Raw genomic sequence first — 26,340 nt, forward strand, 5'->3', positions numbered from 1 at the left:
AGGGAAAACACAGAGGGCTCAGTCTTTTTCGCCGCCCATGATGCCCAGCAAAGCCAGCAAGCTTTGGAACACGTTGAAGATGTCCAAGTACAAAGCCAAAGTGGCACTGATGTAATTGGTCTCACCACCGTCGATGATTTGCTTGAGGTCATACAACATGTAGGCACTGAAGATGCCAATGGCCATGACCGAGATCACCATCATGCCCACGGTAGAGCCGACAAACACGTTGATGATGCCACCGATCATGATGGCCAATGCGCCCACCATGAGCCACTTGGACATGCCCGACAAATCGCGTTTGATGGTGCTGGCCAAGCTGGCCATCACGAAAAACACACCTGCCGTGCCTGCGAAGGCGGTCATGATCAGCTCGGAGCCGTTCTTGAAGCCCAGCACCATGGCAATCATGCGCGAGAGCATCAGGCCCATGAAGAAGGTGAAGGCCAAGAGCACCGGCACACCTGCTGCGGAGTTTTTGGTTTTCTCGATCGCGAACATGAAGCCGAAAGCCCCGGCCATGAACACGATCAAGCCCACGCCCCCTGAGAGGGAGCGGGTGATGCCCGTGGCCACGCCCAGCCAGGCGCCCAAAACGGTGGGCAACAAGCTCAGGGCCAGCAGCCAATAGGTGTTGCGCAGCACACGGTTGCGTGCCGCCGTGTCCACATGGCCCCAGTCGGTGGAGTGAAGGGTTTGAAGGTCGCTCATGTCTATCTCCTGTCATGCCTGGTTCAAGGTGAAGTCATTGTAGGGCGAGCCAATTGGCGTGCAAGGGCGTGCAGGGATTTCCGTCTGGCGATGGGGTTATCCGGGTGCTTCACTTTTGCTTTGAAGTGAGCAATCTTCGCTTGGCGCGCGTGTATGCTCTTCTTTTTTATTTCCCCACGGAGCCTTTCCATGCAAACCCAATCCACCCTTGAGCTGTCTGACGTCAAAGCCATCGCAGCCGCTGCAGAAGCTGAAGCCCTCAAAAACAACTGGGCAGTGAGCATTGCCATCGTGGATGCAGGCGGTCATTTGTTGCACTTTGCCCGTTTGGATGGGGCAGCACCCGTGTCCTCGCACATTGCGCCAGCCAAAGCCCACACGGCGGCTGTGGGTCGCCGTGAATCCAAGGTCTATGAAGACGTGATCAATGGCGGCCGCACCTCATTTTTGTCCGCCCCTGCCATCCAGGGCATGCTCGAAGGCGGCGTGCCGATCATGAAAGACGGTTTCTGCTTGGGCGCCGTCGGTGTGAGCGGTGTCAAATCGACAGAAGACGCCCAAATTGCCAAAGCCGGTATCGCAGCGATTGGCCTGTAAGGGCTGCTTGATCAGCCTGGGCCGATCGTCCACAAAAAAGCCGCTGAAAAGCGGCTTTTTGCTGGGCGATGCTTTTCAGGGCATCAGTACAAGTCGAGCACCGCCCCTTTGCTGGCGCTCGATGCGTTGAACGCGAACTTGGCTTGCACGCCACGGGTGTAACGGGGCTCGGGGGCTTTCCAGCCTTCGCGGCGCTTGGCCAATTCGGCTTCGGGCACGTTCAGCTCCAAAACCAATTTGTGCGCGTCGATGGTGATGCTGTCGCCTTCGTTCACAAAAGCGATGGTGCCGCCAGCGGCAGCTTCTGGGGCGACGTGGCCCACCACCATGCCCCAGGTGCCGCCTGAGAAACGGCCATCGGTGATCAGGCCCACGCTTTCACCCAGACCGGCACCAATGAGGGCGCCTGTGGGGGCGAGCATTTCGGGCATGCCGGGGCCGCCCTTGGGGCCCAGATAACGCAGGACCATCACGTCGCCCGCTTGGATCTTGCCCGCCAAAATGGCTTGCAGGGCCGACTGCTCGTCGTCGAAAACGCGGGCGGGGCCAGTGATGACGGGGTTTTTCAGGCCGGTGATCTTGGCCACAGCGCCTTCGGGCGACAGGTTGCCCTTGAGAATGGCCAAGTGGCCTTCGGCATACATGGGTTTGTCGATCGGGCGGATCACATCTTGGTCAGCGCGAGGAACGTCGGGCACATCTTTCAGGTTTTCGGCGATGGTTTTGCCCGTGATGGTCATGCAGTCACCGTGCAGCAAGCCGGCGGCCAACAAGGTTTTCATGACTTGGGGGATGCCGCCTGCTTGGTGCAGGTCAACCGCCAGGTACTTGCCACTGGGTTTGAGGTCGCAAATCACGGGGATTTTCTTGCGCATGCGTTCGAAGTCATCGATCGTCCAGTCCACGCCTGCGGTGTGGGCGATGGCCAGGAAGTGCAGCACCGCGTTGGTCGAGCCACCCGTGGCCATGATCACGGCCACGGCGTTTTCAATGGCTTCTTTGGTGACGATGTCGCGTGGCTTCAAGTCGTTCTTGATGGCTTCGATCAGCACTTTGGCCGATTCTTTGGCCGAGTTTTGCTTTTCGTCGTGCGGGTTGGCCATGGTCGACGAGTAGGGCAGGGACATGCCCAGCGCCTCAAAAGCCGATGACATGGTGTTGGCGGTGTACATGCCGCCGCAAGAGCCCGTGCCGGGGATGGCGCGCTTTTCAATTTCTTTCAGGTCGAAATCGCTCAATTTGCCCGCCGCGTTTTCGCCCACGGCTTCAAAGACGCTCACGATGTTCAGGTCTTTGCCTTGGTAGCGGCCTGGCAGGATGGTGCCGCCGTAGACATAAATGGCGGGCACGTTGGCGCGCAGCATGCCCATCATGCCGCCGGGCATGTTTTTGTCGCAGCCGCCCACCACCAGAACGCCGTCCATCCACTGGCCTTGCACGCAGGTTTCGATGCAGTCCGAGATCACTTCGCGGCTGACCAGGGAAAACTTCATGCCTTCAGTGCCCATGGCCATGCCGTCCGAGATGGTCGGGGTGCCAAACACCTGGGCGTTGCCGCCGGCTTCTTCAATGCCTTGGATGGCCGCGTCGGCCAGTTTTTGCAGACCACTGTTGCAGGGGGTGATGGTGCTGTGGCCGTTGGCCACGCCGACCATGGGTTTGACGAAATCACCCTCTTCGTAGCCCATGGCGTAGTACATCGACCGGTTCGGGGCACGGGATTTGCCCTGGGTGATGTTGGCGCTGCGGCGGTTGATGGGGGTGATCGGGATGATTTTGTCGCTCATGGTGGTGTCTCAATAGAAGCCCAAAAGAAGGTCGCCACATTCTAACGGGCGTGTGCCGATCACCCCTGTCCTTGGGCGCGCAGGTCGGGTGCACAATCCGGGGATGCTGATTCATCCTCAAATTGATCCCGTCGCCTTGCAACTGGGGCCTTTGGCCATCCACTGGTATGGGCTGACCTATTTGGCCGCCTTTGGTCTGTTTTTTGGCTTGGGCGTGCGGCGTTTGGGCCATGCCCCCTTCAAGCACCTGCCGCAATGGCAAAAACGCGATGTGGAAGACATCCTGTTTTTGGGCGTGCTCGGCGTCATCTTGGGCGGCCGCGTGGGTTACTGCCTGTTTTACAAACCCGCTTACTACCTGTCCAACCCGCTCGAGATTTTGGCCGTGTGGCAAGGCGGCATGAGTTTCCACGGAGGCTTGTTGGGGGTCATCTTGGCCATGGTGTGGTTTGCCCGCACCCGCCAGCGGCCGTTTTTGCAGGTCATGGATTTTGTGGCCCCTTGCGTGCCGACGGGCTTGGCTGCCGGTCGGGTGGGCAACTTCATCAATGGCGAGTTGTGGGGCCGTTTGGCAGACCCCTCACTGCCTTGGGGCATGGTGTTCCGTGGGGCCGGGGATTTGCCGCGTCACCCCTCGCAGCTCTACCAGATCGCGCTGGAAGGTTTGTTGCTCTTTGTGCTTTTGTGGTGGTTTGCCCGCAAGGACCGGCCCATGGGCCAGGTGTCCGGGGCGTTTTTGTTGGGTTATGGCTTGTTCCGCTTCGTCGCTGAATTCTTCCGCGAACCCGATGCGCACTTAGGCCTTTTGAGCCTGGGCATGAGCATGGGGCAGTGGCTGTGCGTGCCCATGGTGCTGGGGGGTGTTTGGTTGTTGCGCCGTCAGCCTTCCTGAACACCCGGATGGGCGCTCAGTGACCCAAGGTGCCCATTCAAGGCACCGGTGGGTGCACTCTAATGCGCGCGCAAGGTCACCGAGGGCAATTCACCAAACAGGTGTTTGTAGTCTTGTGCAAACTGGCTCAGGTGCCAAAAACCCCAGTGTGAGGCGATGTCCTGGATGGTCTCCCCCGGCGCGGCTTGGCGAAGCGCCCGGCGCACGCTGTTCAGGCGCAGCGAGCGCAGGTATTTGATGGGCGTGGTGCCCAGCACGTCCTGAAAACAGTAGTTGAGCTTGCGCCGGCTGGTGCCCACCCGGCTGCAAACTTCCAGAATCGACAGCGGCTCGTCGGCATGGCCCATCATCAACTCGCAGGCGCGGTCCACCAGTTTTTTGCGCCGCTCCAGGTTCGGCAACTCCGAGGTGTCGACCTGTGAGGGCAAGGCTTCGAGCCACTCCATCAGGATCTCGTCACGCAGCTGGCGCAAGGCCTGCGGGTCGTGCTGGCGGTGCGCCAGGGCGCTGGCCTGGTCCAGTACCGTGAGCTGCAGGTCGCGCAGGTTCTGCGCTTTGATGTCGGTGGTTTGCAGCACCAGCTGCTTTTCGAGCCAGTGCGCCAAGGGTTTTTGGTACATGCGCTCCCACAGCGGGTTGAGCAGGCTGCGCTCGACCACCACAGCGATCAGGGTGAAGTGGGGCGGGGTGGTCAGGTCCACCTCGTCCCCCTTGCCGCACATGATGGCGTGCGCCGGCACCCGTTGGCCATTGAAAAACAGATCGGGCGAGTCCTGCAGCGCCATGGCAAAGCCGTACACGCTGTCGTCCAAGCGGCCTCGCTGGCGCAAGGCGATGCTGGTGTCTTCGCGCAGCAGCGTCACCTCGGGCAGTTGCACCTGGTGGATGCGGCCCTTGAACTGGCCAGGGGAGAGCTGCTCGTACTGCAGTGCCCAACCCTGCTGGGCCAGGGCGTGCTGGTCCATGTCCTGGGTGTCGAGCACCTGGACCCAGGGGGAATGAGGGGCGGGATGGGGTGGGGGGGAGCCCATCACCGGCAGAAAAAGCGGCGCCAATGCATGGCCCTGAGTGTGCCTGTTTCCGCGGGGCGGTCTTTTTCGTGAAAACCCGGGGTGTGCGGTGCCCAAACTTGATAGTGCTTGGCGCGCCTTGTGCATAGCATGGGCAAACGCATGAGAGACCCTTGGATGAACCCACCGAACCTGCACATTGCCGTGTTGCTGACCAACGACGACAGCTCGGCGTTTGCCGCGCATTTCCCGAACGACGGTCAAAAGGTGGTGGCGCTGCTGCAGCCCCTGCGTCCGGACTGGTCGTTTGAGGTGCTGTCGGTCAAAGACGGCGTGCTGCCCCGTCACCCGCAGGCTTTTGATGGCTACGTCATCACCGGCAGCCCGGCCTCGGTCAACGACGACCGCCTGCCATGGCTGGGACCCTTGCTGAATTTCATCCGCGCAGCCGATGCGGCCCGCCAGCCGCTGATCGGCCTGTGCTTTGGCCACCAGGCGGTGGCCCGGGCTTTGGGCGGGCAAGTGGCACGTCACGCGGCGGGCTGGGGTTTGGGCACAGCGGCCACGCACTGGCAGCAAGAGCGCGCCTGGATGCAGCCCTTTCAAAACACCACCACTTTGATGGCGGCCCACAACGAGCAGGTCACCCGCATGCCCGAGGGGGCCGAGTGCTTGGGCGGCAGCGATTTTTGCCCTGTCGGTTCGATGCAGATCGGCCAGCACATCTGGACCACGCAGTACCACCCCGAAATGCCGCAGGTCTTCATCCAGGCCCTGTTGGGCTACCTGGCCGACAAGCTGGACGCCGACACCCTGGCGCGCGCCCACGCCCGTATGGAGCAGGCCGCCGATGTGCCGCTGTTTGGCCAGTGGATGGCGCAATTCATAGAACACGCAAGGATCACCCGCCCATGACCGTCTGGCACCCCACCGACGATGGCCACGCCGACTTGGCGGACCACGACAGCTATGTGAACGGCACGCCGCACAACACCTTCCAGCGCCTGCGCGACGAGGACCCGATGGCCTGGTGCGACTGGGCGGACGGCAAGGGCTTTTGGTCGGTCACGCGGCATGCCGACATCCTGGAGCTCAACCGCAACCACCAGCGCTTGTCCTCGGCCCAGGGCATCCGCATGGAAGACCAGACCCATGAGGAGTACATGGCGCGTCGCACCTTCCAGGAAACCGACCCGCCCGAGCACACCCGCACCCGCATGCTGGTGGCCAAGGCCTTTTCCAAGCCCATGATGGCGCTGTACGAAGACCAGATCCGTGCGCTGTGCGTGGGCATCCTCGACCAAGCGCTGGCCCTCGGTGAGTTTGACGCCACGCACCAGATCGCCCGCCAGCTGCCCATGCGCATGCTCGGGCGCATCGCAGGCTTGCCCGAGGAAGACCTGGACTGGCTGGTGGACAAGGGCGACGCGCTCATGGCCAACACCGACAGCGACTTCACCCGCCATGTGGTGGACAAAATGGACACCGAGGCCTACCGCTTCATGCCGTTCCGCTCGCCCGCCGGGGCTGACCTGTTCGACTACGCCGCCAAACTCATGGAGCGCAAGCGCGACGCGGGCGACACCAGCGGCGTGCTGCACCTGATCACCCAGCCCGATGCGCAAGGTCATGTCATCAGCGACACCGAGTTCCGCAATTTCTTTTGCCTGCTGGTGGCCGCAGGCAACGACACCACCCGTTATTCGATTGCGGCGGCTTTGCACGCACTGGCCAACCAGCCGGACCTGATGCAGCAACTCAAGGCGGTGCAGGGCGAAGCCGCCTGGGAAGGCGTGGCCGACGAGTTCATCCGCTGGGCTTCGCCTGCTACCCATTTCCGCCGCACCGCCACCGAGGACTTCGAATACCACGGCAAACAAGTCAAGGCGGGCGACAAGGTGCTGCTCTGGTTCATCTCGGGCAACCGCGACGAGCGGGCTTTTGAGCAGCCGTTCCGCGTTGACCTGAGCCGAGGCGTGAACCGCCACCTGGCGTTTGGGCAGGGCGGTGCGCACGCCTGTCTTGGCATGTGGCTGGCGCGGCTGGAATTGCGCGTTTTGCTGCAGGAGTTGATCCGGCGGGTGGATCGCATTGAGCAAACGGGCGAACACGCCTTTTTGCGCTCGAATTTTGTTTGTGGCATCAAACGCCTGCCGGTGCGCATGCACCTCATCTGAACCTAGGGTTGAAAGGAATCACCATGTCGAATGTTCAAGAACGCCTGCGGGTGCTGTTTTGCGACCACCTGGCCATAGCGCGTGGCAAATACGTCACGCTCCAGGCTGGGCAAGGCGGCGGTGCCCGCTTTTGTCGCGGCACCTTCGGCGTCACCTATGAAAAAGAGCTTATCCCCGCGCCCGGCGCCATGGTCATGGAAGGCCTGCCCGACATGGAGGCGGCCTACACCGCCGAAGACATTCGCCCCGGCTGGCAGCCGTTCACCCAAGTGGCCATTGGCGATCTCAAAGCCAACGATGGCTCGCCCCTGCCCATGTGCGGGCGCAGTGCCTTGAAGCGCGCCGTGGCCGACTGGCAAGCCATGGGCTACGACCCGATGGTGGGCATTGAGCTCGAAGCCTTTGCCTTCCAGATTGAGCCGGATGGCTCGCTCAAACCCTACGACACGCCAGCGGCCCATGTGTACGCCACCGGCCCCTTTGCCGACCCCAGGGGCTTCACCGATGCCCTGTGGGAAAAAGCCACGACCGCGGGCTTTCGCATCGACAGCATGAACACCGAATACGACGCGCCACAGTTCGAGTTCACGCTGACCTACGACCGCGCCGTCAAGGCGGTGGACGACATCTTTTTGTTCCGCCTCCTGGCGCGCGAAGTGGCGTTCCAGCACGGCATCGTGCTGACCTTCATGCCCAAGCCCATCCTCACCGTGGGCGGCAGCGGGGTGCACATCAACTTCAGCCTGCGTGATGCGCAAGGCCACAACGTGATCTCGGGCGGGCACGACGCCAGCCAGTTCAACGCCTTGACGCTGGGCTGCACCGCCGGACTGATGCACCACCACCAAGCCTTGGCGGGCCTGCTGGCGCCCAGTGCCAACTCCTACCAGCGCCTGCAACCGGCCAGCCTCTCGGGCTTCTGGCAAAACTGGGCGGTGGACCACCGCGGCGTCACGGTGCGCCTGTCGGCGGAAAGTGGCCCCAGCGCGCGCATCGAGCACCGCATGGGCGACGCGGCGGCCAACCCTTACACCCACACCGCCGCCGTGCTGCAGGCCGCCCGTTTGGGTGTGGCCCATGGCTACAAACTGCAGCCCGCAGAGACCGGCGATTGCCTGGAAAACAAGGACGCCACCCACAGCGTGGCCGCCACCTTGGCGGGCGCACTGGACGCGCTCGAAGCCGACACGGCCCTCACGCAAGCCCTGGGCGAGGGCCTGGTGGCCAACCATGTGGGCATCAAGCGGCACGAGATCGAACGCACCGCAGGCCTCGAAGGCGATGCCTTGCGCGACCACTACATCCGATTCATCTGATCTGAAAGACCCCACCCCATGCCCCAAGTGCACTGGATCATGAGCAACGGCGAGCGCGTGAGCGATGACGTGAACGACGGCACCAACCTGATGGACGCCGCCCAGATGAACGGCATCCCCGGCGTGGCGGGCGAGTGCGGCGGCTGCCTGTCCTGCGCCACCTGCCATGTCTATGTCGACGACGCATGGCTGGCCGCCTGCCCAACCATGGACGAGGTGGAAAACGCCATGCTGGACATCGTCATCGCGCCCCGCCAAGCGGGCAGCCGGCTGAGTTGCCAGTTGCTCGCATCGCGCGCGCTCGATGGCATCGTGCTGCATGTGCCCGACTGAAGGCTGACCATGAAACAGGATCAGATCGACGCGCTGCGCCATTTGCCCATCCCCAACCAAGGTCTGCTCATCGACGGTCAGTGGGCCCCGGCCGCATCTGGCCAAACGCTCCCCGTGGTCTCGCCCATTGACGGGCGCACCTTGTGCACCATCGCCGCTGCCGGTCAGGCCGACGTGGACCGCGCCGTTCAGGCCGCCCGCCGCAGCTTTGAGCAAGGCGTGTGGTCGCGCATGGCACCGGCCGAGCGCAAGAAAATTTTGCACCGCATCGCCGAGCGCATCGAGTCGCACCACGCCGAGCTGGCCGTGCTGGGCGTGCGCGACAACGGCACCGAAATTGCCATGGCCTGGAAGGCCGAGCCGGGCAGCGCGGCGGGCACTTTCCGTTATTACGCCGAGTGTGTGGACAAAATCAACGGCGAGATCGCGCCCACCCCCGAAGGCACGCTGGGCCTGGTGCACAAGGAGCCGGTGGGCGTTGTGGCGGCCATCGTGCCGTGGAACTTCCCGCTGATGATTGGCGCCTGGAAGATCGCCCCGGCGCTGGCGGCAGGCAACTCGGTGGTGCTCAAGCCGTCCGAAGACGCCTCGCTGTCCTTGCTGCGCTTGGGGCAGCTGTGCCTGGACGCGGGTTTGCCGCCGGGGGTGCTGAACGTCGTGACCGGCACCGGTGCTGAGGCGGGCGAGGCACTGGCGCGGCACATGGACGTGGACATCCTGACCTTCACCGGTTCGGGGCCCGTGGGGCGCCAGCTGCTCAAGGCTTCGGCCGATTCCAACCTCAAGCGCGTGTACCTGGAGCTGGGCGGCAAGTCACCCAACATCGTGTTTGACGATGCGCCCGACCTGGCGCAGGCGGCCAAAGTCTCGGCCATGGGCATTTACCGCAACAGCGGTCAGGTGTGTGTGGCGGGCTCGCGCCTCTTGGTGCAGCGCTCGGTGCACGACGAATTCGTGGAGCGCTTGCACCAGATTGCTGCCAGCTTGCGCGTGGGCGACCCGCTGGATGTCAGTACCGAGATCGGCGCGGTCAGCAGCGCACGCCAACTCGCCAAAAATTTGGCAGCCGTGCAGACCGCGCAGCAGCAGGGCGCGCGCCTGCGGGTCGGCGGCCAGGCTTTGCAACCCGTGGCGGGCGGCAGTTACATGGCGCCAGCCTTGTTCGACGGGGTGAGGCCCGACATGAGCTTGGCACGCGAAGAAGTCTTTGGCCCGGTGCTGGCGGTCTTGCCTTTTGACGATGAAGCCGATGCGCTGCGCTTGGCCAACGATTCGGTGTATGGCTTGGCATCGGCCGTGTGGACCGGCAGCCTCTCGCGCGCCCACCGCATGGTGCGGGCCATCAAGGCCGGGGTGGTGCACGTCAACACTTATGGCGGCCCCGACATCACCGTGCCGCTGGGCGGGGTGCGCCAGTCGGGCAACGGGCACGACAAGTCGATGCACGCCTTGGACAAATACCTGGACCTGAAAACGGCCTGGATTCAGCTTTGATTTTGAAAGTACGCGACATGAACCACGAGCAACTCAAGGCCGACAACGCGCAATACCTGTGGCACCCCATGGCCCACCCGGGGGCGATGAAAAAATCGGCACCCGACATCATCGCCAAAGGCGAAGGCTGCTGGATCTGGGACGTGGACGGCCACAAGATGCTGGACGGTGTGGGCGGGTTGTGGGCTTGCAACCTGGGCCACAGCAACCGGCCTGTGCGCGACGCCATCGTGGCGCAGATGGACGAGCTGCCGTTCTACAACGTGTTCCGCGGCACCACGCATGTGCGGGCCATTGAGCTGTCCAAACGCTTGGTGCAGATGATGCAGCCCGAAGATGTGGCCACGGTGATGTTCAGCAATGGCGGCTCGGACGCGGTGGAGGGCGCTTTGAAGGTGGCCCGCCAGTACTGGAAGCTCAAAGGCCAAGCCGACCGCTTCAAGTTCATCAGCCTGCGCCAGGGCTACCACGGCGTGCACTTTGGGGGCATGAGCGTGAACGGCAACACCAATTTCCGCCGTGCCTACGAGCCACTGCTGCCGGGGTGCTTCCACATCGACACGCCCTGGGCCTACCACAACCCCTACACCGACGACCCGATCCGCTTGGGCGAAATCTGCGCCGAGTTGCTGGAGCGCGAAATCGTGTTCCAAGGGCCAGACACCGTCGCGGCCTTCATCGCCGAGCCGGTGCAGGGCGCCGGCGGGGTGATCGTGCCGCCGCCCAACTACTGGCCGCTGGTGCGCCAGATTTGTGACAAGTACGGCGTGCTCCTGATTGCCGACGAGGTGGTGACCGGCTTTGGCCGCAGCGGCGAGCTGTTTGGCACGCGGCTTTGGGGGGTGAATGCCGACATGTGGTGCCTGGCCAAAGGCATTTCCTCGGGCTACATCCCGCTCGGGGCCACGGCCATCAACCGCCGCATCGCCGAGGTGTTTGACGCCGACACCACGGGCACGGCTTCGGTCTCGCACGGCTACACCTACAGCGCGCACCCGATCGCCGCCGCGGCGGCGCTGGCCACACTCGACCAGATCGAGGCGCTGGACATCCCCGGCAACGCCGCGCGCGTGGGTGCGCACCTGCAAACCCGTTTGCGCCAGCTGGTGGACACCTGCAGCTTTGTGGGCGATGTGCGCGGCGTGGGCCTGATGCTGGGCATCGAGATGGTCAGCGACAAGGCGGGGCGCACGCCCATGACCCGCAGCAGCGACATCCCGGCGCGGGTGGCCAAGGCGGCCTACAAGGCGGGTTTGATGGTGCGCATCTCCGGGCCCAACCTGATCTTGTCGCCACCACTGGTCATCACCCACGAAGAGGTGGACTTCATGTGCGACGTGCTCGAAGCCGCCTTTGCCGCTGTGCAGGAGGGCCGCGCATGAAGCGCCCCACCATCTTGATCGTGGGCACCGTCGACACCAAGAGCGACGAGATCGGCTTCATGCGCGATCAGGTGCAGGCCGCTGGCGGCCAGGCGCTGGTCATGGATGTGGGCGTGCTGGCCAAAGGCCGGTTGATCCCAGACATCGCCAACACCGATGTGGCGGCGGCGGCGGGCGTGACGCTGCAGCAGGTCATGGACAGCGGCGACGAAAACAGCGCCATGGCCTTGATGGCACAAGGCGCGAGCCGTCTGGCGCTGCAGCTGCATCGCACGGGCCGGGTGGATGGCTTGCTGGTGCTGGGCGGCACCATGGGCACCGATCTGTCACTCGACGTGGCCAGCAGCTTGCCGCTGGGCGTGCCCAAGGTGGTGCTGTCCACGGTGGCGTTTTCGCCGCTTTTGCCGCCCGAGCGCATGCCGCCCGATTTGATGATGGTGCTGTGGGCCGGGGGCCTGTACGGCCTCAACAGCCTGTGCCAGTCGGCCCTGGCGCAAGCCGCTGGTGCGGTGGTGGGGGCTTGCCGGGTGGCACGCGCGCCGCGTTTCGAGCGGCCCGTGGTCGGCATGACGTCCTTGGGGTCCAGCTGCCTGAAATACATGGTGCAGCTGCAACCTGAACTGGACCGGCGTGGCTTTGACCTGGCCGTGTTTCACACCACGGGCATGGGGGGCAGGGCGTTTGAATCGCTGGCCGCGCAGGGCCAGTTCGCCTGCGTGATGGATTTGAGCCTGCAGGAGATGGTCAACCAGATGGGTGGCTCGGTGGTGAGTGCGGGCCCTGACCGCCTGATGGGTGCGGGCCTGAAAGGTGTGCCCATGATCGTCGCCCCCGGGGCCACCGACTTGGTGGATTACCCCGCTTGGGGACAGATGCCCGAGCGCTTTGCCGGGCGGCCTTCGCACGACCACAACCGCTTGATCGCATCGGTGGGCATCGACGCCGACATGCGCCGCGAATTCGCCCGTGAACTGGCCAGCCGCTTGCGCCAAGCCCTGGGCCCGGTGCACTTGGTGTTGCCCCAGCAAGGCATTGAAGAGTGGGACCGGCCCGGCGCACCGCTGCACGATGCCGATGGTTTGGCCGCCCTGATGGACGAATGCAACCAATGCGATTGGGGGGCTGTGGAAGTCTCGCGCATCGATGCACACATCAACGACGCCGCTTTCGTGCAGCAGGTGCTGACCGTCTTTGACGACTGGCTGGCCCGGGGGCTGGTGAAAAAGGTCGCGCCATGAGCCGCGCATCGGCCAAGGCCTTGGTGCTGGACTTTGGCGGCGTCATCAGCCGCACGCTTTTTGAAACGCACGATTTGAGCGAGGCTGCGCTGGGTTTGCCACCCGGCACGCTCACCTGGCGAGGTCCCTTTGACCCCGAGAACGATGCCCTTTGGCAGGCCATGCAGGCCGACCACATCACCGAGCGCGAGTACTGGATGGCCCGCACCCGCAGCGTGGGCGACCTCCTGGGGGAAGAGTGGAACGACATGCAGACCTTCGTGCAGCGTGCGCGCGGGGCCGATGTGGCCGCGGTGATCCGTCCCGAAGCGATCTCCGCCGTTCACCTGGCCAAGGCCGCGGGTTGCAAACTGGCCGTGCTGTCCAACGAACTGGACCTGTTTTATGGCGCGAGCTTTCGCGAGCGGCTTCCCTTGCTGCAGCTCTTTGACGTGATCATCGATGCGACTTACACGGGCATCCTCAAGCCTGACCGCCGGGCCTATGACTTGTGCACCGAGGCCTTGGGTCTGGAGCCCTCAGCGTGTGTGTTTGTCGATGACCAGAGCCGCAACGTGTTGGGCGCGATGAGACTGGGTTGGCAGACGGTCCAGTTCGATGTCATGAACCCTGCGATGTCGTACCAACGGGCTTTGAAATTGCTGGGTATTGGCTAAAGCGCGCGCTGCCCGGCAGGCCTTGTTGCGGATAATCGGCTTGGGTTCAGCTAATGCACTAGCCATGCGCTGTTTTTTTGGTCGCTGAATCTGGGCATGCCCCCTTGGCAAACGTTGGAAGTTTTTCAATGAGCAGATCGGAGTGGATAGGCCGCAAGGTATCGGGTTGGTTGCCGACCGGGAAAAGCAAGGTGCTGCCCTTGGCACCGGCTCAAGCCCCTGCAACGCAGGCCCGGCCAGCGAAAGCTGTGGGTCCGAAAGAGGGGCAAGTCCGCTCGTCCAAAGAACGGCTGAACGCCACCTTGCGTCAAAAAGAGGAAGCCCTGTCCCCGAGGGTGTTGCGCAGAACCTTGAGTGAGTTGCAAGCCATCGTGGACCCCAGTGTCAGCGAGGTGGAGGGCGGTAAACGTGCCAAGGGTGTCGCCCAGTGGTACAGCAAAGCCCCACCCGAACAGCGAGAAGACTGCTGGCTGCTGATGAGTGAGCAATTTGCCCCCGATGCCAGCAAAGTCAGGGCCGCGCGTGAGCATTACGAAGCCGCACTGGGCACCCCCGATGAAGGGGTGGCTGAGATTCGCATGCGCAAAGCTTTGGTGTCGCCACGCACGCGTTTGCTGCAGCGTTTTGCCGTATTTCCAGAGGGCATGCGTTTTCTGGTCGATTTGCGTCAGGAACTGATGCCTGCGCTCAAATCCAACAAGCGTTTATTGGCTCTTGAAGCGGAATTGGAAAACCTGTTCACCACCTGGTTCGATGTGGCGTTCTTGGAATTGCGCCGGATCAGCTGGGACTCGCCGGCCAGCTTGGTTGAAAAATTGATCAAATACGAAGCGGTGCACGACATCAAAAGCTGGGGCGATGTGAAAAACCGGCTCGATTCCGACCGCCGTTGCTATGGGTTTTTTCACCCTCGCTTGCCCGATGAACCCTTGATCTTTGTCGAGGTGGCTTTCATGAATGAGATCGGCGTCAGCATCAGCCCCTTGTTGGATGAAGCGGCCGAGGCGGTGGACCTGAGCCGTGCCACCACGGCCATTTTTTATTCCATCAGCAACACCCAACCGGGTCTCAAGGGCGTGAGTTTTGGTGATTCGCTCATCAAAAGGGTGGTGGAAACCTTGAGGGCGGATTTCCCCAAGCTCAAAACCTTTGCCACCTTGTCGCCCATTCCTGGTTTTCGGACTTGGTTGAACAAAAATGCGGCCCCCATGTTGGACCTCACCCCTGAGAAATTGCGATCGCAACTGGGACGTGCCGTGGGCTTTGAGCCTGCCGCAGCGGGGCATGTGTTGTCGGCATTGGACCAGGCGCCAACTTTGTCCGATCGCTCGGTGTTGCGCCAATGGTTGCTGTCTTGCGCGGCGCACTATTTGGGCAAGGAACTGAGCGAAGGGCGTCCTGTTGACCCGGTGGCCCGTTTCCATTTGGGCAATGGCGCCCGTGTTGAGCAAATCAACTGGGCTGCCGATCCGTCGGCAAAGGGTTTCAAGCAATCCTTTGGGCTGATGGTCAACTATCTGTACGATTTGCGAAAAATTGACCGCCACCGCCAAGGCTTGTCTCAGGGTAAAGTGCCTGTTTCTGACAGCGTTGAGCAACTGTATTTTTGAATCCATTGTTGAACTTATAAAAAAGGAGACCGCCATGCCGCATTTTTCTGACTCTTTGGAACGCCGTGACCTCTTGAAATGGGCCGTTTCGGCCGCCGCGGCCAGCGTTTGGAGCGCTCAAGCACAAAGCACTTGGCCCAGCAAACCCGTGACCATGGTCGTGCCCTTTCCCGCTGGGGGCGGCACAGATGCGTTTGCGCGTCCGCTCTCAGCCCAGTTTTCAAAACTGACCGGCAAGCAACTCATCATCGACAACCGCGGTGGCGCAGGCGGCACATTGGGTGCAGGGGTCGCCGCCAAATCCACCCCCGATGGTTACAACTATTTCATGGGGGCGGTTCACCACACGATCGCGCCCAGCATGTACCCCAAGCTCGATTACGACTTGGAACGTGATTTGGTGCCCTTGATTTTGGTCGCCAACGTGCCCCAAGTCTTGGTGGTCAACCCCAAAAAAGTGAGCGCCGCCGATTTCAAGGCCTTTTTGGAGTTCGTCAAGAAGAACCCTGGCCGCTTGAACTACGGTTCTGCCGGGGGCGGCACCTCGCACCATTTGGCGGGCGAGTTGTTCAAGCTTCAAACCCAAACCTTCATCACCCACATCCCTTACCGCGGTGCAGGCCCTGCTTTGCAGGATTTGATTGCGGGCAACGTGGACATGATGTTCGATGGTTTGGGCTCTTCGGCAGCCCACATCAAGGGCGGCCGCATCAAGGCCTTGATGGTCTCGGGGGCCAAGCGCAATGCCGCTTTCCCAGATGTCCCATGTTCTGCAGAGCTGGGTTTGCCCGATTACACCGTGTCCACTTGGTATGGCGTGTGGGCGCCCAAAGGCACGCCTGCCGATGCACAAGGTCGCGCCATTGAAGAAATTCGCCGTGCCTGCCTGACCGATGAGGCCAAGGCGGTATGGGCCAACCAGGGCGCCGAGTTTCCCAACCTGACCACCCACCAGTTTGAAGCCTTCATCAAAAAAGAATTGGTCAAATGGTCGCAAGTGGTGAAAGCCTCTGGCGCCAAACTCGACTGATTCCCTTCAACGACTTCCATGGGCCTGCCTGCAGGCCCATTTTCACGCTCTCTTGACACCATGAAAAACCAGAACTTGTTCACAGCCCTGCGAGCTGCATTTCCCGCCGATGGATCGGCCATGGCGATCGAAACCGATGAAGGCCTTCAGTACAGCTGGAGCGACCTGGACCGTGCCACGGCCATGATGGCCAATCTTTTGAAATCGCTGGCTTTGCCCGAAGGCAGTCGGGTGGCTGTGCAGGTTGAAAAGTCGGTCGAAGCCTTGATGCTGTACTTGGCCACTTTGCGCGCCGGGTATGTGTTTCTGCCTTTGAACACCGCGTACCAAAGCGCGGAAATTGAATACTTCATTGGCAACGCCGAGCCCGCTGTGGTGGTTTGCAGCGCTGCCAACTTTGGCTGGGTCAGCAAAATCGCCTTCAAGGCGGGCACCCAGCATGTGTTCACCTTGAATGACGACCGCACGGGCAGTTTGCTCGAACGTGCCGCACACCAAAGTGATCAACACCAGGCCGTTCCTCGTCAAGCCGATGATTTGGCCGCCATTTTGTACACCAGTGGCACCACGGGGCGCAGCAAAGGGGCCATGCTCACGCATGGCAATATGTTGAGCAATGCGCTCACCCTGCAAGATTATTGGGGCTGGAAAAAGGGCGACGTGCTGATCCATGCCTTGCCTATTTTCCATGTCCATGGTCTTTTCGTGGCCATCCATGGGGCCCTGATCAATGGCAGCAAGATGATCTGGATGGCCAAGTTCGATCCCAAGCGTGCGATTGCGTACATGCCTCAGGCCACGGTTTTCATGGGTGTTCCCACCTTGTATGTGCGCATGTTGGCCGAGCCGAGCTTGAACAAATCGGCCGTTCAAAACATGCGTTTGTTCATTGCAGGTTCTGCGCCTTTGTTGATCGAGACATTCACCGAGTGGCAGGAGAAAACGGGTCACACGATCTTGGAGCGCTACGGCATGAGCGAAACGGCCATGTTGACCTCCAACCCCTACGGGCCTGACAAGCGCTATGCCAAGCAGTCAGAGCGGCGCGGCGGCACGGTCGGTTTCCCCTTGCCAGGTGTGTCGCTGCGCGTGATGGGGGATGGTGGCCAAACGCTGCCGACTGGAGAGATCGGCGGCATTCAGGTCAAAGGCCCCAATGTGTTCAAAGGCTATTGGCGCATGCCTGAAAAAACAGCCGAAGAATTCACGGCCGACGGTTTCTTCAAAACCGGTGACGTTGGCAAAGTCGATGAGCGGGGTTATGTGACCATCGTGGGCCGCAGCAAAGACCTGATCATCAGTGGCGGCTACAACGTCTACCCGGCTGAAATCGAAGGCTACATCAACGAGATGAAGGGGGTTGCCGAAAGCGCTGTGGTGGGCGTGCCCCACCCGGATTTTGGAGAGGTTGGTGTGGCGGTGGTCATTGCCAAACCCGGCGCCAGCGTTCAGCCCGATGCGGTTTTGGCTGGGCTCAAAGCCCAGTTGGCCAATTTCAAAATTCCCAAGCGCTGCTTTGTGGTTGCCGAGTTGCCTCGCAACACCATGGGCAAGGTTCAAAAAAACCTGCTCCGGGACCAGCACAAGGCTTTGTTCAGCGCCTGACGGCCTTGGCATGGACCCCGCGCCTGAAGGGTCCATGCCGGCGTGACTCAGCGCAGCACCAACACGGGGATGTGCGAGTGGGTGAGGACCTGCTGGGTTTCACTGCCCAAAAGCAGGCGTTTGATGCCTTTGCGGCCATGCGATGCCATCACGATCAGTTCGGCTTTGTGCTTTTTGGCCGTCGCGATGATGGCTTCGGACACGATGTCCGACTTCACGGTCACCGCCTTCACCACGACCGACTTGGCCTTGGCCGATTTTTCGATCACGGCCAATTGCGCTTGTGCCGATTCGGTCCACTGTTTTTCAATGCGGCCGATTTCTTCAGCCGACAAAGGGATGCTGCCTTCAAAATAGGCGTGGGGGTAACGTGGCACCACTTTGAGGGCCACAAGCTCTGCGCCACAAGTCGCCGCGAGTTGAATCGCATGTGTGACGGCTTTTTTAGACAGGTTCGAGCCGTCGGTGGTCACAAGAATTCGCGTGTACATGGTGAGCTCCAGAAGTTGATGGAAAACTCAGGATAAAAGTCCCGTCCCTCTGGCCACTTGATGTACGTCAAGGAGTGCGCCTGTTTTTTGACGTATCGTTGATTCATGACCCAAGTCAAGGAATTGCCGCCATCGCCCGTGGCACAACAGCCCGATGCGCCTGAACAGCAAGCGCAGCTGTTGGATGACCCTTCAGAATGGTCCACCTTCAGCTTGCCAGAGAAAACCGACAATGGGTGCTGGCGATCCAGTGTGGTGTTTGAAGGCATGCACTGTGCGGCCTGCGCCATCACCCTCGAAGACGCTTTGTTGGCGGTGCCGGGTGTCCAGTCGGTCCAAATCAGCGGTGCCAGTCATCGGGGGCAAATCGTTTGGTCCCCTGAGCAAACCCGGCCCTCGCAATGGATGCACGCTGTCGAGCGGCACGGCTACAAAGCTTTGCCCGCCAACGATGCGCACGCCCACCAGCGGCGTCGCGAAGAGGCGCGTCGCATGGTGTGGCGCTTGGCTGTTGCGGCCATGTGCATGATGCAAGTCATGATGTACGCGACGCCGACTTACCTGTCGACGGCCGGCGAAATTTCTGACGAAGCCTTGCATTTGCTGCGTTGGGCCTCTTGGGTCTTGTCTTTGCCTGTGCTGTTTTTTTCATGCACGCCTTTTCTGCGCAACGCTTGGCGTGATTTGCGTGAACGCCAAATCAGCATGGATTTCCCGGTGGCTCTGGGCATGCTGGTCACCTTTGGCGTGAGCACGCTGGGCACATTTGAGCCCGATGGGCCGTTCGGGGCAGAAGTCTTTTTCGACTCATTCACCATGTTTGTGTTTTTCTTGCTCATGGGACGCTGGTTGGAGCAGCGCATGCGCGATCGAACCGCCGGAGCCCTGGAAGCCGTATTGAACCGACTGCCGGACAGTGTCCGCAAACGGCAAGCCGACGGAACTTGGCACCTCATGTCGATTCGCAAACTTCAAGTAGGCGATGTGATCGAGGTTCTGCCGGGAGAGGCTTTTGCGGGCGATGGCCTGGTCTTGGCAGGTCAAAGCCAAGTGGACGAGGCCTTGCTGACGGGTGAATCGCACCCCTTGAGCCGAGGCACAGGGGACCGTGTGATTGCAGGAAGTCACAATTTGAGTGGCACCCTGGAGGTGCGGATTGAACAGGTGGGCGCATCGACGCGTTATGCGCAGATCGTGGCTTTGATGGACAGTGCGGCCAGCGCCAAACCCACCATGGCGCTGCTGGTCGACCGCTGGGCCAAACCCTTTTTGTTGGCTGTTTTGGCGGCGTCGTTGGCCGCTGCCGTCTATGGCTGGTCCACCAACCCCGCGCATGCGGTCATGGTCGCTGTCGCCGTCCTGATCGTCACTTGCCCCTGTGCCTTGTCTTTGGCCACGCCCGCGGCCATGTTGGCCACAGCCGGCGCATTGGCCCGAAGTGGTGTGCTGGTGCGCAGACTCAGTGCCTTGCAACACCTGGCCAACATAGACACGGTGATTTTTGACAAAACAGGCACCTTGACCCGTGATGCGTTTCAGGTGCGCCATACCCACACCCGAACCGGTGTTGACGCCTCAGAAGTTTTGGTCTGGGCCGGGGCGTTGGCGAAACATTCTTTGCACCCTGTCTCTCGGGCCTTGTGGTCAGAAGCCAGAAAACAAGCCGAATTGGCCGGGTGTTTGCCCGCGTTGGAGGGCATGCTGGTGCAAGACGTGACCGAATTGGCCGGGCAGGGGGTTCAGGGGCAATTGCGCTTGGCCAACGCCATGGGCTTGGATTTGCGACTGGGGTCGGCCCGTTTTTGCGCCGCCCCGTCATGGGCGGGTCACCACTTGCAAGTGAACTTGGCCGATGCCTCGGGTTGGCTGGCCACGTTTGAATTGGCCGAAGAAGTGCGCCCTGAAGCTGCACCGGTCGTGAAACAGCTCTTGGGCCTGGGTTTCAAGCTCCAGGTCTTGTCGGGGGACCGCCAAGCGGCGGTGTCGCAAGTGGCTGAAGCGGTCGGCATTGACCACGCACAAGGGGACTGCAGCCCCCAGCACAAATTGCAGGTTTTACAAGCCCTGCAGGCCCAAGGTCATCAAGTGGCCATGGTGGGCGATGGCTTGAACGACGGCCCGGTGCTGGCGGGCGCCGATGTTTCATTCGCTCTCGGCCAAGCGGTGCCATTGGCCCAGTCCAAATCGGACTTTGTGTTGATGGGCGGGCATTTGGATGCGCTGGTGGCCACCGTGGTCCGCAGCCGCAACACCATGCAGGTGGTCAAGCAAAACCTGGTGTGGGCGGCCATTTACAACGCGGCCTGTGTGCCCTTGGCCCTGGTGGGCTGGTTGCCCGCTTGGGCGGCGGGTCTGGGCATGGCGCTGAGCTCGGTCTTGGTGGTCCTCAATGCTTTGCGTCTGTCCAAAAAACAGCCTGACCAGGTTTGGCCATTGCGGACGCCCTCAGCGCTGGCCTGAAAAAACTCAAGAAAGCAGCTGTGGAAATTTTGTACCTTTTGATTCCTTTGTCGGTCATCTTGGTCTTTGCCATCTTGGTCGGGCTGTGGTGGGCCATTGACAAGGGGCAATTTGAAGACATCGAAGCCGAAGGGGAGCGCATTTTGCGTGAGGATTGATTTTGATCAAGTCTCATCGGTGTATACCCGGGCACACTGTGCCGTAGTTATTGCAATAGAAGAGGTCAAAATGAAGTTTGCCAATACGCAGGCGACCACCTACAACGACAAAGTTGTCAGGCAGTTCGCCATCATGACGGTGGTTTGGGGTGTGGTGGGCATGCTGGTGGGCGTGATCATCGCGGCCCAGCTGACATGGCCGGAGCTCAATTTCGGCATTTCCTGGCTCAGTTATGGCCGTCTGCGGCCCTTGCACACCAACGCGGTGATTTTTGCGTTCGGTGGTTGCGGCTTGTTTGCCGCCGCCTATTACGTGGTGCAGCGCACCTGCAATGTGCGCCTGATCAACGACAAGGTGGCCGCCTTCACGTTTTGGGGCTGGCAATTGGTCATTGTGCTGGCTGCCATCTCTTTGCCCTTGGGATTGACGCAAGGCAAGGAATACGCAGAACTGATTTGGCCTGTTGACCTGTTGATTGCGGTCGTCTGGGTGGCATTTGCCTTTGTCTTTTTTGGCACCGTGGGCATCCGCAAAGTGCGCCACATTTACGTGGCCAACTGGTTTTTTGGTGCTTTCATCATCGCCGTGGCCTTGTTGCACATTGTCAACAACATCCAACTGCCCACGGGAATGCTGCACTCTTACTCCGTTTATGCGGGTGTGCAAGACGCCATGGTGCAGTGGTGGTATGGCCACAACGCGGTGGGCTTTTTCCTCACGGCCGGTTTCTTGGGCATGATGTATTACTTCATCCCCAAACAAGCCGAGCGGCCCGTCTATTCCTACCGCCTGTCGATCGTGCACTTTTGGGCGCTGATCTTCACCTACATGTGGGCAGGTCCCCACCACCTGCATTACACCGCCTTGCCTGACTGGACCCAGTCTGTGGGCATGGTTTTCTCGCTCATCTTGCTGGCACCCAGCTGGGGCGGCATGATCAACGGCATCATGACCTTGTCGGGCGCTTGGCACAAACTGCGCGATGACCCGATCCTGCGTTTCTTGATCGTGTCCTTGTCCTTCTACGGCATGTCGACCTTCGAAGGTCCGATGATGTCCATCAAGACGGTCAACGCGCTGAGCCACTACACCGATTGGACCGTGGGCCATGTGCACTCGGGTGCTTTGGGCTGGGTGGGTTTGGTGACCATGGGCTCGATGTACTACCTGATTCCACGCCTTTTTGGTCAGAAGAAGATGTACAGCGTCAAGGCGATTGAAATCCACTTCTGGACCGCCACCATCGGCATCGTGATCTACATCGCCGCCATGTGGATTGCCGGTGTGATGCAAGGCCTGATGTGGCGTGCCATCAACGCCGACGGTACCTTGACCTACACCTTTGTGGAGTCTGTCAAAGCCACTTTCCCGTTCTATGCCTTGCGTTTGCTGGGGGGTGTGTTGTACCTGAGTGGCATGGTCATCATGCTCTGGAACACCATCAAAACCGTGTCCATGGGGCGCTCGGTGGAAGTCCAGATCCCGACACTCACCCCCGCACACTGAGGAGAAATACATCATGGCTCAAAACCCAAAATCTGGCGGCTTGTCCCACGAGAAAGTCGAGACCAACAACTTCTTGATGATTGTTCTGATCTTCATCGTCTTGTTGGTGGGGGGCATGGTTGAAATCGTGCCTTTGTTCTTCCAAAAATCCACCACTGAACCGGTGGCTGGCCTCAAGCCTTACACCGCATTGCAAGTGGTGGGGCGCGACGTGTATGTGCGCGAAGGCTGCTACAACTGCCACTCGCAGATGATTCGCCCGTTCCGGGCTGAAACCTTGCGCTATGGCCCTTACTCATTGGCCGGTGAATTTGTCTACGACCGTCCCTTCCAGTGGGGCAGCAAGCGCACGGGACCTGATTTGGCCCGTGTGGGTGGGCGCTACAGCGACGAATGGCACCGCATTCACCTGACCAATCCCCGCGACTTGGTCCCTGAATCCAATATGCCTGCGTACCCATGGTTGGAAAAGACGGCAGCCGACCACGGCACGGTGGTGGCGCACATGTCGGCCTTGCGCACTTTGGGGGCACCTTACAGCGACGAAGAATTGGCCAAAGCAACTGAAGAGGTCCAAGGCAAAACCGAGTTGGATGCGGTCATTGCTTACCTGCAAGTGCTCGGCATTCACCGCAAATAAGGCATGGCCATGGACATCAATACTTTGCGATCGGTCGTGACCGTCCTTGCCTTCGTCGCTTTTATCGGCATCGTGGTTTGGGCCTGGTCTCGGCGCAACCAGGCCAGCTTTGACGAGGCGGCGCAATTGCCGTTTCGCCAGGACGACTGAGCGGTCCTTCAGAACTCAAAAAAATACTTCAAGGAAATTCCATGAGTGACTTCATCAGCAACTTCTGGCACTTGTATGTGGCCGGCATCACGCTGGTCAGCATCATTGCCTGTCTGCTTTTGTTGTGGTTCAGCGGCAAGGCCAAGGCCATGACCGCCAACGACAACACCACTGGCCACGTTTGGGACGGTGACCTGCGCGAGATGAACAACCCCTTGCCCCGTTGGTGGGTGGGTTTGTTCATCATCACCATCATTTTTGCCTTCGTGTACCTGGCCATGTACCCAGGTGCTGGCAACTTTGCCGGGAAATTTGGCTGGTCTTCGGCCGGTCAGTACGAGACCGAGGTGGCCAAGGGCAACGCCGAAGTGGCGCCTTTGTATGCCAAGTTCTCGGGCATGCCACCCGAAGAAGTGTCCAAAGACCCTCAGGCCCTGGCCATTGGTGACCGTTTGTTCATGAACAACTGCGCCCAGTGCCACGGCTCTGACGCACGCGGCAGCAAAGGCTTCCCCAATTTGGCCGATGCCGACTGGTTGTATGGTGGCTCGCCCGAGGCGATCAAGACCACTTTGGTGCAAGGCCGCATGGGCAATATGCCGCCCATGGCCGCCGCGGTGGGTACACCGGAAGATGTGCGCAACGTCGCGCACTACGTGCTCAGCATGTCGGGCAGCCCGCACGACTCTTTGCGCGCACAGCTTGGCAAGTCCAAATTTGGTGCTTGCGCGGCCTGCCACGGCATCGATGGCAAGGGCAACCATGCGGTCGGGGCGCCAAACTTGACCGATGACATCTGGCTGCATGGCTGGGGTGAAAACGCGATTGTCAACATGATCAACAACGGCAAGGTCAACCAAATGCCAGCGCAAGCGGCCAAGTTGACCGAAGGCCAAATCCATGTTTTGGCGTCTTACGTCTGGGGCCTTTCCAACAACGCGACGGCCAAAGTAGCGACCGTGGCCAAGTGATGTGAACCCTGGGCAGCCAGCGCGCCTTGCTGCCCGTTTTGACAAGGTCTCAATTTTGTCCTCCCCACAAGAGCGTCCCCGTGCGGTGATTCCGATCCAGCCGATTCCTGTCGAGGAAGACGGTGTCATGGTGTCTTTGTACCAAGCGCAACAAAAGATCCATCCCCGCAGTGTTCAGGGTGTTTTTGCCCGGTGGCGTTGGCTCATGGTGGTCATCACACAGTTGGTGTTTTATGGCCTGCCTTGGTTGGAGTGGGGGCAGCGACAAGCCGTGCTGTTCGACTTGGGTGCCAGACGCTTTTATATTTTTGGCCTGGTGCTTTACCCCCAGGACTTCATTTACCTGACGGCCTTGCTCGTCATCTCGGCACTGTCGCTCTTTTTGTTCACCGCCGTTGCCGGGCGCTTGTGGTGTGGTTTTGCTTGCCCTCAAACCGTTTACACCGAAATTTTCATCTGGATCGAGCGCCAGTTCGAAGGTGACCGGTCTGCCCGCATGCGCCTGGACGATGCCCCTTGGAGCCTGAACAAGGTTTGGCGCAAAACCGGCAAGCAATTGGTTTGGATTCTGTTCGCCTTGTGGACCGGTTTTAGTTTTGTGGGTTATTTCACACCCATCCGTGATCTGTCTGCCGCTGTGTTGACGCTGGGCTTTGGCCCCTGGGAAATATTCTGGATCCTGTTTTACAGCTTTGCCACCTACGGCAACGCCGGTTTCATGCGCGAGCAGGTGTGCAAATACATGTGCCCCTATGCCCGCTTTCAAAGCGCCATGTTCGACAAAGACACGCTGATCGTCACCTACGACGCAGCGCGGGGTGAGCCCCGTGGCGCGCGCTCCAAAAAGGCCGACCCCAAATCCTTGGCCCTTGGCTCGTGTGTCGATTGCACGCTGTGTGTGCAGGTCTGTCCTACCGGCATCGACATCCGCAAAGGCCTGCAATATGAGTGCATTGGGTGCGGCGCTTGCGTGGACGTGTGCGACAACGTGATGGACAAGGTCGGCTATGAACGCGGTTTGATCAAGTTTTCCACACAAAACGCCATGGACCAAGGCTGGAGTTGGGCGCAAACCGTTCGCCGGATTTTCCGCCCCCGTGTGTTGATTTATGCGGCTGTGCTGTGGTCCATCATCATCGGAGTGGGGGTGTCACTATGGCTGCGCGAACCATTCAAGGTCGATATCGTGCGCGACCGCGCAACCATGGCGCGGATCGTGTCGGGTGGGAAAATAGAGAACGTTTACCGTCTTCAAATCATGAACGCAGCGGAAGAGACTTTGTCATTTCACCTTCAGGTCGACGGTTTGCCTGGCTTGCTCTTGGCCAGTGAATCCGAGGTGCAGGTCAAAGCCACCGAATCGCGCTGGGTCTCGGTCCAGTTGCAGGTGCCCTACGATGCAGCACCCGCAGGCTCTCACCCGATTCAGTTCCACATTGAGGCGCGAAAGCCCATCGGATCCGCGGATGCGCCCGTCGTTGGTCATCTGCGCGAAAAAACCGTCTTCTTGATCCCTCGGTGAGTGGTCAACCCCATAGAAAGAACTCCATGAGCAGCACTTCTCACACAACTCAAGTCGGTCAGCCCTGGTGGCGCTTTGGCATGGTCTGGATGGTGGTGGGGGGGCCTGCCGTGGTGGTGGTGGCGAGTTTGACCACTTTCTACATTGCCGCAAGCCATCCGGATCCGGTGCTCACAGAGACCCCCAGAACCGCACAGCAAGCACGTCAAGGCATTGCCCATGCGCCTGCCATGCAAGCCCGCAACCATGCCGCGACAGGTGAGTTGCCCCAAGCCCATGATGCTGCGGGCCAAGCGCGCACAGACCCCGCCCAATCGTCCGCTTCTGCGCCCTCACAACCCTGAAAGACCCTCACCATGCGTGCCCGACGTTGGATGTGGATCACCTGGCCATCTTTTTTGGTGGCAGGTTTGCTCGAAATGTTTGTATTTGCTTTTGTCGATCCACAAGATTTGCACTGGTTTGGCCACCATGTGGAGCTGTCACGACAAGCCATTTACACCATGGCTTTTTTTGCCTTTTGGGCCATGACCATGCTTTCGAGTGCGCTGACCACCCTGCTGGGCTTGTCCGCTGAAGAGGTCAATGATTGAGCGCGGGAGG

General features: G+C 60.5%; 26 protein-coding genes. 22 read left to right on the top strand and 4 right to left on the bottom strand.

The annotated features are described in order from the left end of the window. Positions 1-18: 18 nt before the first annotated feature. Entirely contained in the window at positions 19-711 is a 693-nt protein-coding gene (locus tag B9Z31_RS08030) for a Bax inhibitor-1/YccA family protein (protein WP_100119031.1), read from the bottom strand. A gap of 189 nt (positions 712-900) precedes the next feature. On the opposite strand from B9Z31_RS08030, the gene B9Z31_RS08035 reads away from it, so the two are divergent. Further along, complete coding sequence (locus B9Z31_RS08035; protein ID WP_100119032.1) at positions 901-1,308, top strand: heme-binding protein; 408 nt, start codon at positions 901-903, stop codon at positions 1,306-1,308. Positions 1,309-1,391: 83 nt separating this feature from the next. On the opposite strand, the gene ilvD is transcribed toward B9Z31_RS08035, so the two are convergent. Then, on the bottom strand, positions 1,392-3,095 hold the full coding sequence (gene ilvD, locus B9Z31_RS08040; RefSeq protein WP_100119033.1) for a dihydroxy-acid dehydratase: 1,704 nt from the start codon (positions 3,093-3,095) through the stop codon (positions 1,392-1,394). Positions 3,096-3,198: 103 nt separating this feature from the next. On the opposite strand from ilvD, the gene lgt reads away from it, so the two are divergent. Beyond that, complete coding sequence (gene lgt, locus B9Z31_RS08045) at positions 3,199-3,987, top strand: prolipoprotein diacylglyceryl transferase (RefSeq protein ID WP_100119034.1); 789 nt, start codon at positions 3,199-3,201, stop codon at positions 3,985-3,987. Positions 3,988-4,046: 59 nt separating this feature from the next. Here lgt and B9Z31_RS15355 read toward each other — a convergent pair whose 3' ends face one another. Continuing rightward, positions 4,047-4,952, bottom strand: a complete 906-nt coding sequence (locus B9Z31_RS15355; RefSeq protein ID WP_158235665.1) for a helix-turn-helix domain-containing protein — start codon at positions 4,950-4,952, stop codon at positions 4,047-4,049. Between the two features lie 222 nt (positions 4,953-5,174). Here B9Z31_RS15355 and B9Z31_RS15360 point away from each other — a divergent pair, with 222 nt between their 5' ends. The 11 genes from B9Z31_RS15360 to B9Z31_RS08100 all read left to right on the top strand — a co-directional run bounded on the left by B9Z31_RS15360 (position 5,175) and on the right by B9Z31_RS08100 (position 17,838). Further along, positions 5,175-5,912, top strand: a complete 738-nt coding sequence (locus B9Z31_RS15360; RefSeq protein ID WP_158235666.1) for a type 1 glutamine amidotransferase — start codon at positions 5,175-5,177, stop codon at positions 5,910-5,912. Next, entirely contained in the window at positions 5,909-7,174 is a 1,266-nt protein-coding gene (locus B9Z31_RS08055) for a cytochrome P450 (RefSeq protein ID WP_100119036.1), read from the top strand. Before B9Z31_RS15360 ends, B9Z31_RS08055 begins: the two co-directional genes overlap by 4 nt. A gap of 23 nt (positions 7,175-7,197) precedes the next feature. Then, positions 7,198-8,490, top strand: coding sequence for a glutamine synthetase family protein (locus B9Z31_RS08060; RefSeq protein ID WP_100119037.1), 1,293 nt, complete (start codon positions 7,198-7,200; stop codon positions 8,488-8,490). A gap of 18 nt (positions 8,491-8,508) precedes the next feature. Next, a complete protein-coding gene (locus tag B9Z31_RS08065; RefSeq protein ID WP_100119038.1) occupies positions 8,509-8,823 on the top strand; it encodes a 2Fe-2S iron-sulfur cluster-binding protein in 315 nt (104 codons plus the stop codon). Between the two features lie 9 nt (positions 8,824-8,832). Continuing rightward, a complete protein-coding gene (locus tag B9Z31_RS08070) occupies positions 8,833-10,317 on the top strand; it encodes an aldehyde dehydrogenase (RefSeq protein ID WP_100119039.1) in 1,485 nt (494 codons plus the stop codon). Positions 10,318-10,334: 17 nt separating this feature from the next. Further along, positions 10,335-11,699: an aminotransferase class III-fold pyridoxal phosphate-dependent enzyme gene (locus tag B9Z31_RS08075; protein ID WP_100119040.1), complete on the top strand. Its 1,365-nt coding sequence runs from the start codon at positions 10,335-10,337 to the stop codon at positions 11,697-11,699. Beyond that, positions 11,696-12,937: a Tm-1-like ATP-binding domain-containing protein gene (locus B9Z31_RS08080; RefSeq protein WP_100119041.1), complete on the top strand. Its 1,242-nt coding sequence runs from the start codon at positions 11,696-11,698 to the stop codon at positions 12,935-12,937. Before B9Z31_RS08075 ends, B9Z31_RS08080 begins: the two co-directional genes overlap by 4 nt. Further along, positions 12,934-13,593, top strand: coding sequence for an HAD-IA family hydrolase (locus tag B9Z31_RS08085; RefSeq protein WP_100119042.1), 660 nt, complete (start codon positions 12,934-12,936; stop codon positions 13,591-13,593). Before B9Z31_RS08080 ends, B9Z31_RS08085 begins: the two co-directional genes overlap by 4 nt. 128 nt (positions 13,594-13,721) lie before the next feature. Beyond that, entirely contained in the window at positions 13,722-15,203 is a 1,482-nt protein-coding gene (locus B9Z31_RS08090) for a malonyl-CoA decarboxylase (RefSeq protein WP_100119043.1), read from the top strand. 34 nt (positions 15,204-15,237) lie between these two features. After that, positions 15,238-16,233 (top strand): tripartite tricarboxylate transporter substrate binding protein, encoded by a 996-nt coding sequence (locus tag B9Z31_RS08095; protein WP_100119044.1) that lies wholly within the window; start codon positions 15,238-15,240, stop codon positions 16,231-16,233. A gap of 60 nt (positions 16,234-16,293) precedes the next feature. Next, on the top strand, positions 16,294-17,838 hold the full coding sequence (locus B9Z31_RS08100; protein WP_100119045.1) for a malonyl-CoA synthase: 1,545 nt from the start codon (positions 16,294-16,296) through the stop codon (positions 17,836-17,838). Positions 17,839-17,885: 47 nt separating this feature from the next. On the opposite strand, the gene B9Z31_RS08105 is transcribed toward B9Z31_RS08100, so the two are convergent. Next, a complete protein-coding gene (locus tag B9Z31_RS08105) occupies positions 17,886-18,329 on the bottom strand; it encodes a universal stress protein (protein WP_100119046.1) in 444 nt (147 codons plus the stop codon). A 105-nt stretch (positions 18,330-18,434) separates the two neighbouring features. Here B9Z31_RS08105 and B9Z31_RS08110 point away from each other — a divergent pair, with 105 nt between their 5' ends. The 9 genes from B9Z31_RS08110 to B9Z31_RS08150 all read left to right on the top strand — a co-directional run bounded on the left by B9Z31_RS08110 (position 18,435) and on the right by B9Z31_RS08150 (position 26,330). Further along, positions 18,435-20,789, top strand: coding sequence for a cation-translocating P-type ATPase (locus B9Z31_RS08110; protein WP_233200842.1), 2,355 nt, complete (start codon positions 18,435-18,437; stop codon positions 20,787-20,789). Between the two features lie 20 nt (positions 20,790-20,809). Then, entirely contained in the window at positions 20,810-20,947 is a 138-nt protein-coding gene (gene ccoS / locus B9Z31_RS08115) for a cbb3-type cytochrome oxidase assembly protein CcoS (RefSeq protein WP_100119137.1), read from the top strand. A 70-nt stretch (positions 20,948-21,017) separates the two neighbouring features. Beyond that, a complete protein-coding gene (gene ccoN / locus B9Z31_RS08120; protein WP_100119047.1) occupies positions 21,018-22,454 on the top strand; it encodes a cytochrome-c oxidase, cbb3-type subunit I in 1,437 nt (478 codons plus the stop codon). Positions 22,455-22,467: 13 nt separating this feature from the next. Further along, positions 22,468-23,094, top strand: a complete 627-nt coding sequence (ccoO, locus tag B9Z31_RS08125) for a cytochrome-c oxidase, cbb3-type subunit II (protein ID WP_100119048.1) — start codon at positions 22,468-22,470, stop codon at positions 23,092-23,094. 3 nt (positions 23,095-23,097) lie between these two features. Beyond that, positions 23,098-23,244, top strand: a complete 147-nt coding sequence (locus B9Z31_RS08130) for a cbb3-type cytochrome c oxidase subunit 3 (RefSeq protein WP_233200843.1) — start codon at positions 23,098-23,100, stop codon at positions 23,242-23,244. 41 nt (positions 23,245-23,285) lie between these two features. After that, positions 23,286-24,215, top strand: a complete 930-nt coding sequence (ccoP, locus tag B9Z31_RS08135; RefSeq protein ID WP_100119049.1) for a cytochrome-c oxidase, cbb3-type subunit III — start codon at positions 23,286-23,288, stop codon at positions 24,213-24,215. A 55-nt stretch (positions 24,216-24,270) separates the two neighbouring features. Beyond that, positions 24,271-25,737, top strand: coding sequence for a cytochrome c oxidase accessory protein CcoG (gene ccoG / locus B9Z31_RS08140; RefSeq protein WP_369804672.1), 1,467 nt, complete (start codon positions 24,271-24,273; stop codon positions 25,735-25,737). A 26-nt stretch (positions 25,738-25,763) separates the two neighbouring features. Then, complete coding sequence (locus tag B9Z31_RS08145) at positions 25,764-26,081, top strand: nitrogen fixation protein FixH (protein WP_233200844.1); 318 nt, start codon at positions 25,764-25,766, stop codon at positions 26,079-26,081. 12 nt (positions 26,082-26,093) lie between these two features. After that, positions 26,094-26,330 (top strand): hypothetical protein, encoded by a 237-nt coding sequence (locus B9Z31_RS08150; protein WP_100119050.1) that lies wholly within the window; start codon positions 26,094-26,096, stop codon positions 26,328-26,330. Positions 26,331-26,340: the final 10 nt, after the last annotated feature.

Source organism: Limnohabitans sp. G3-2, assembly GCF_002778275.1.
Lineage (GTDB): Bacteria > Pseudomonadota > Gammaproteobacteria > Burkholderiales > Burkholderiaceae_C > Limnohabitans_A.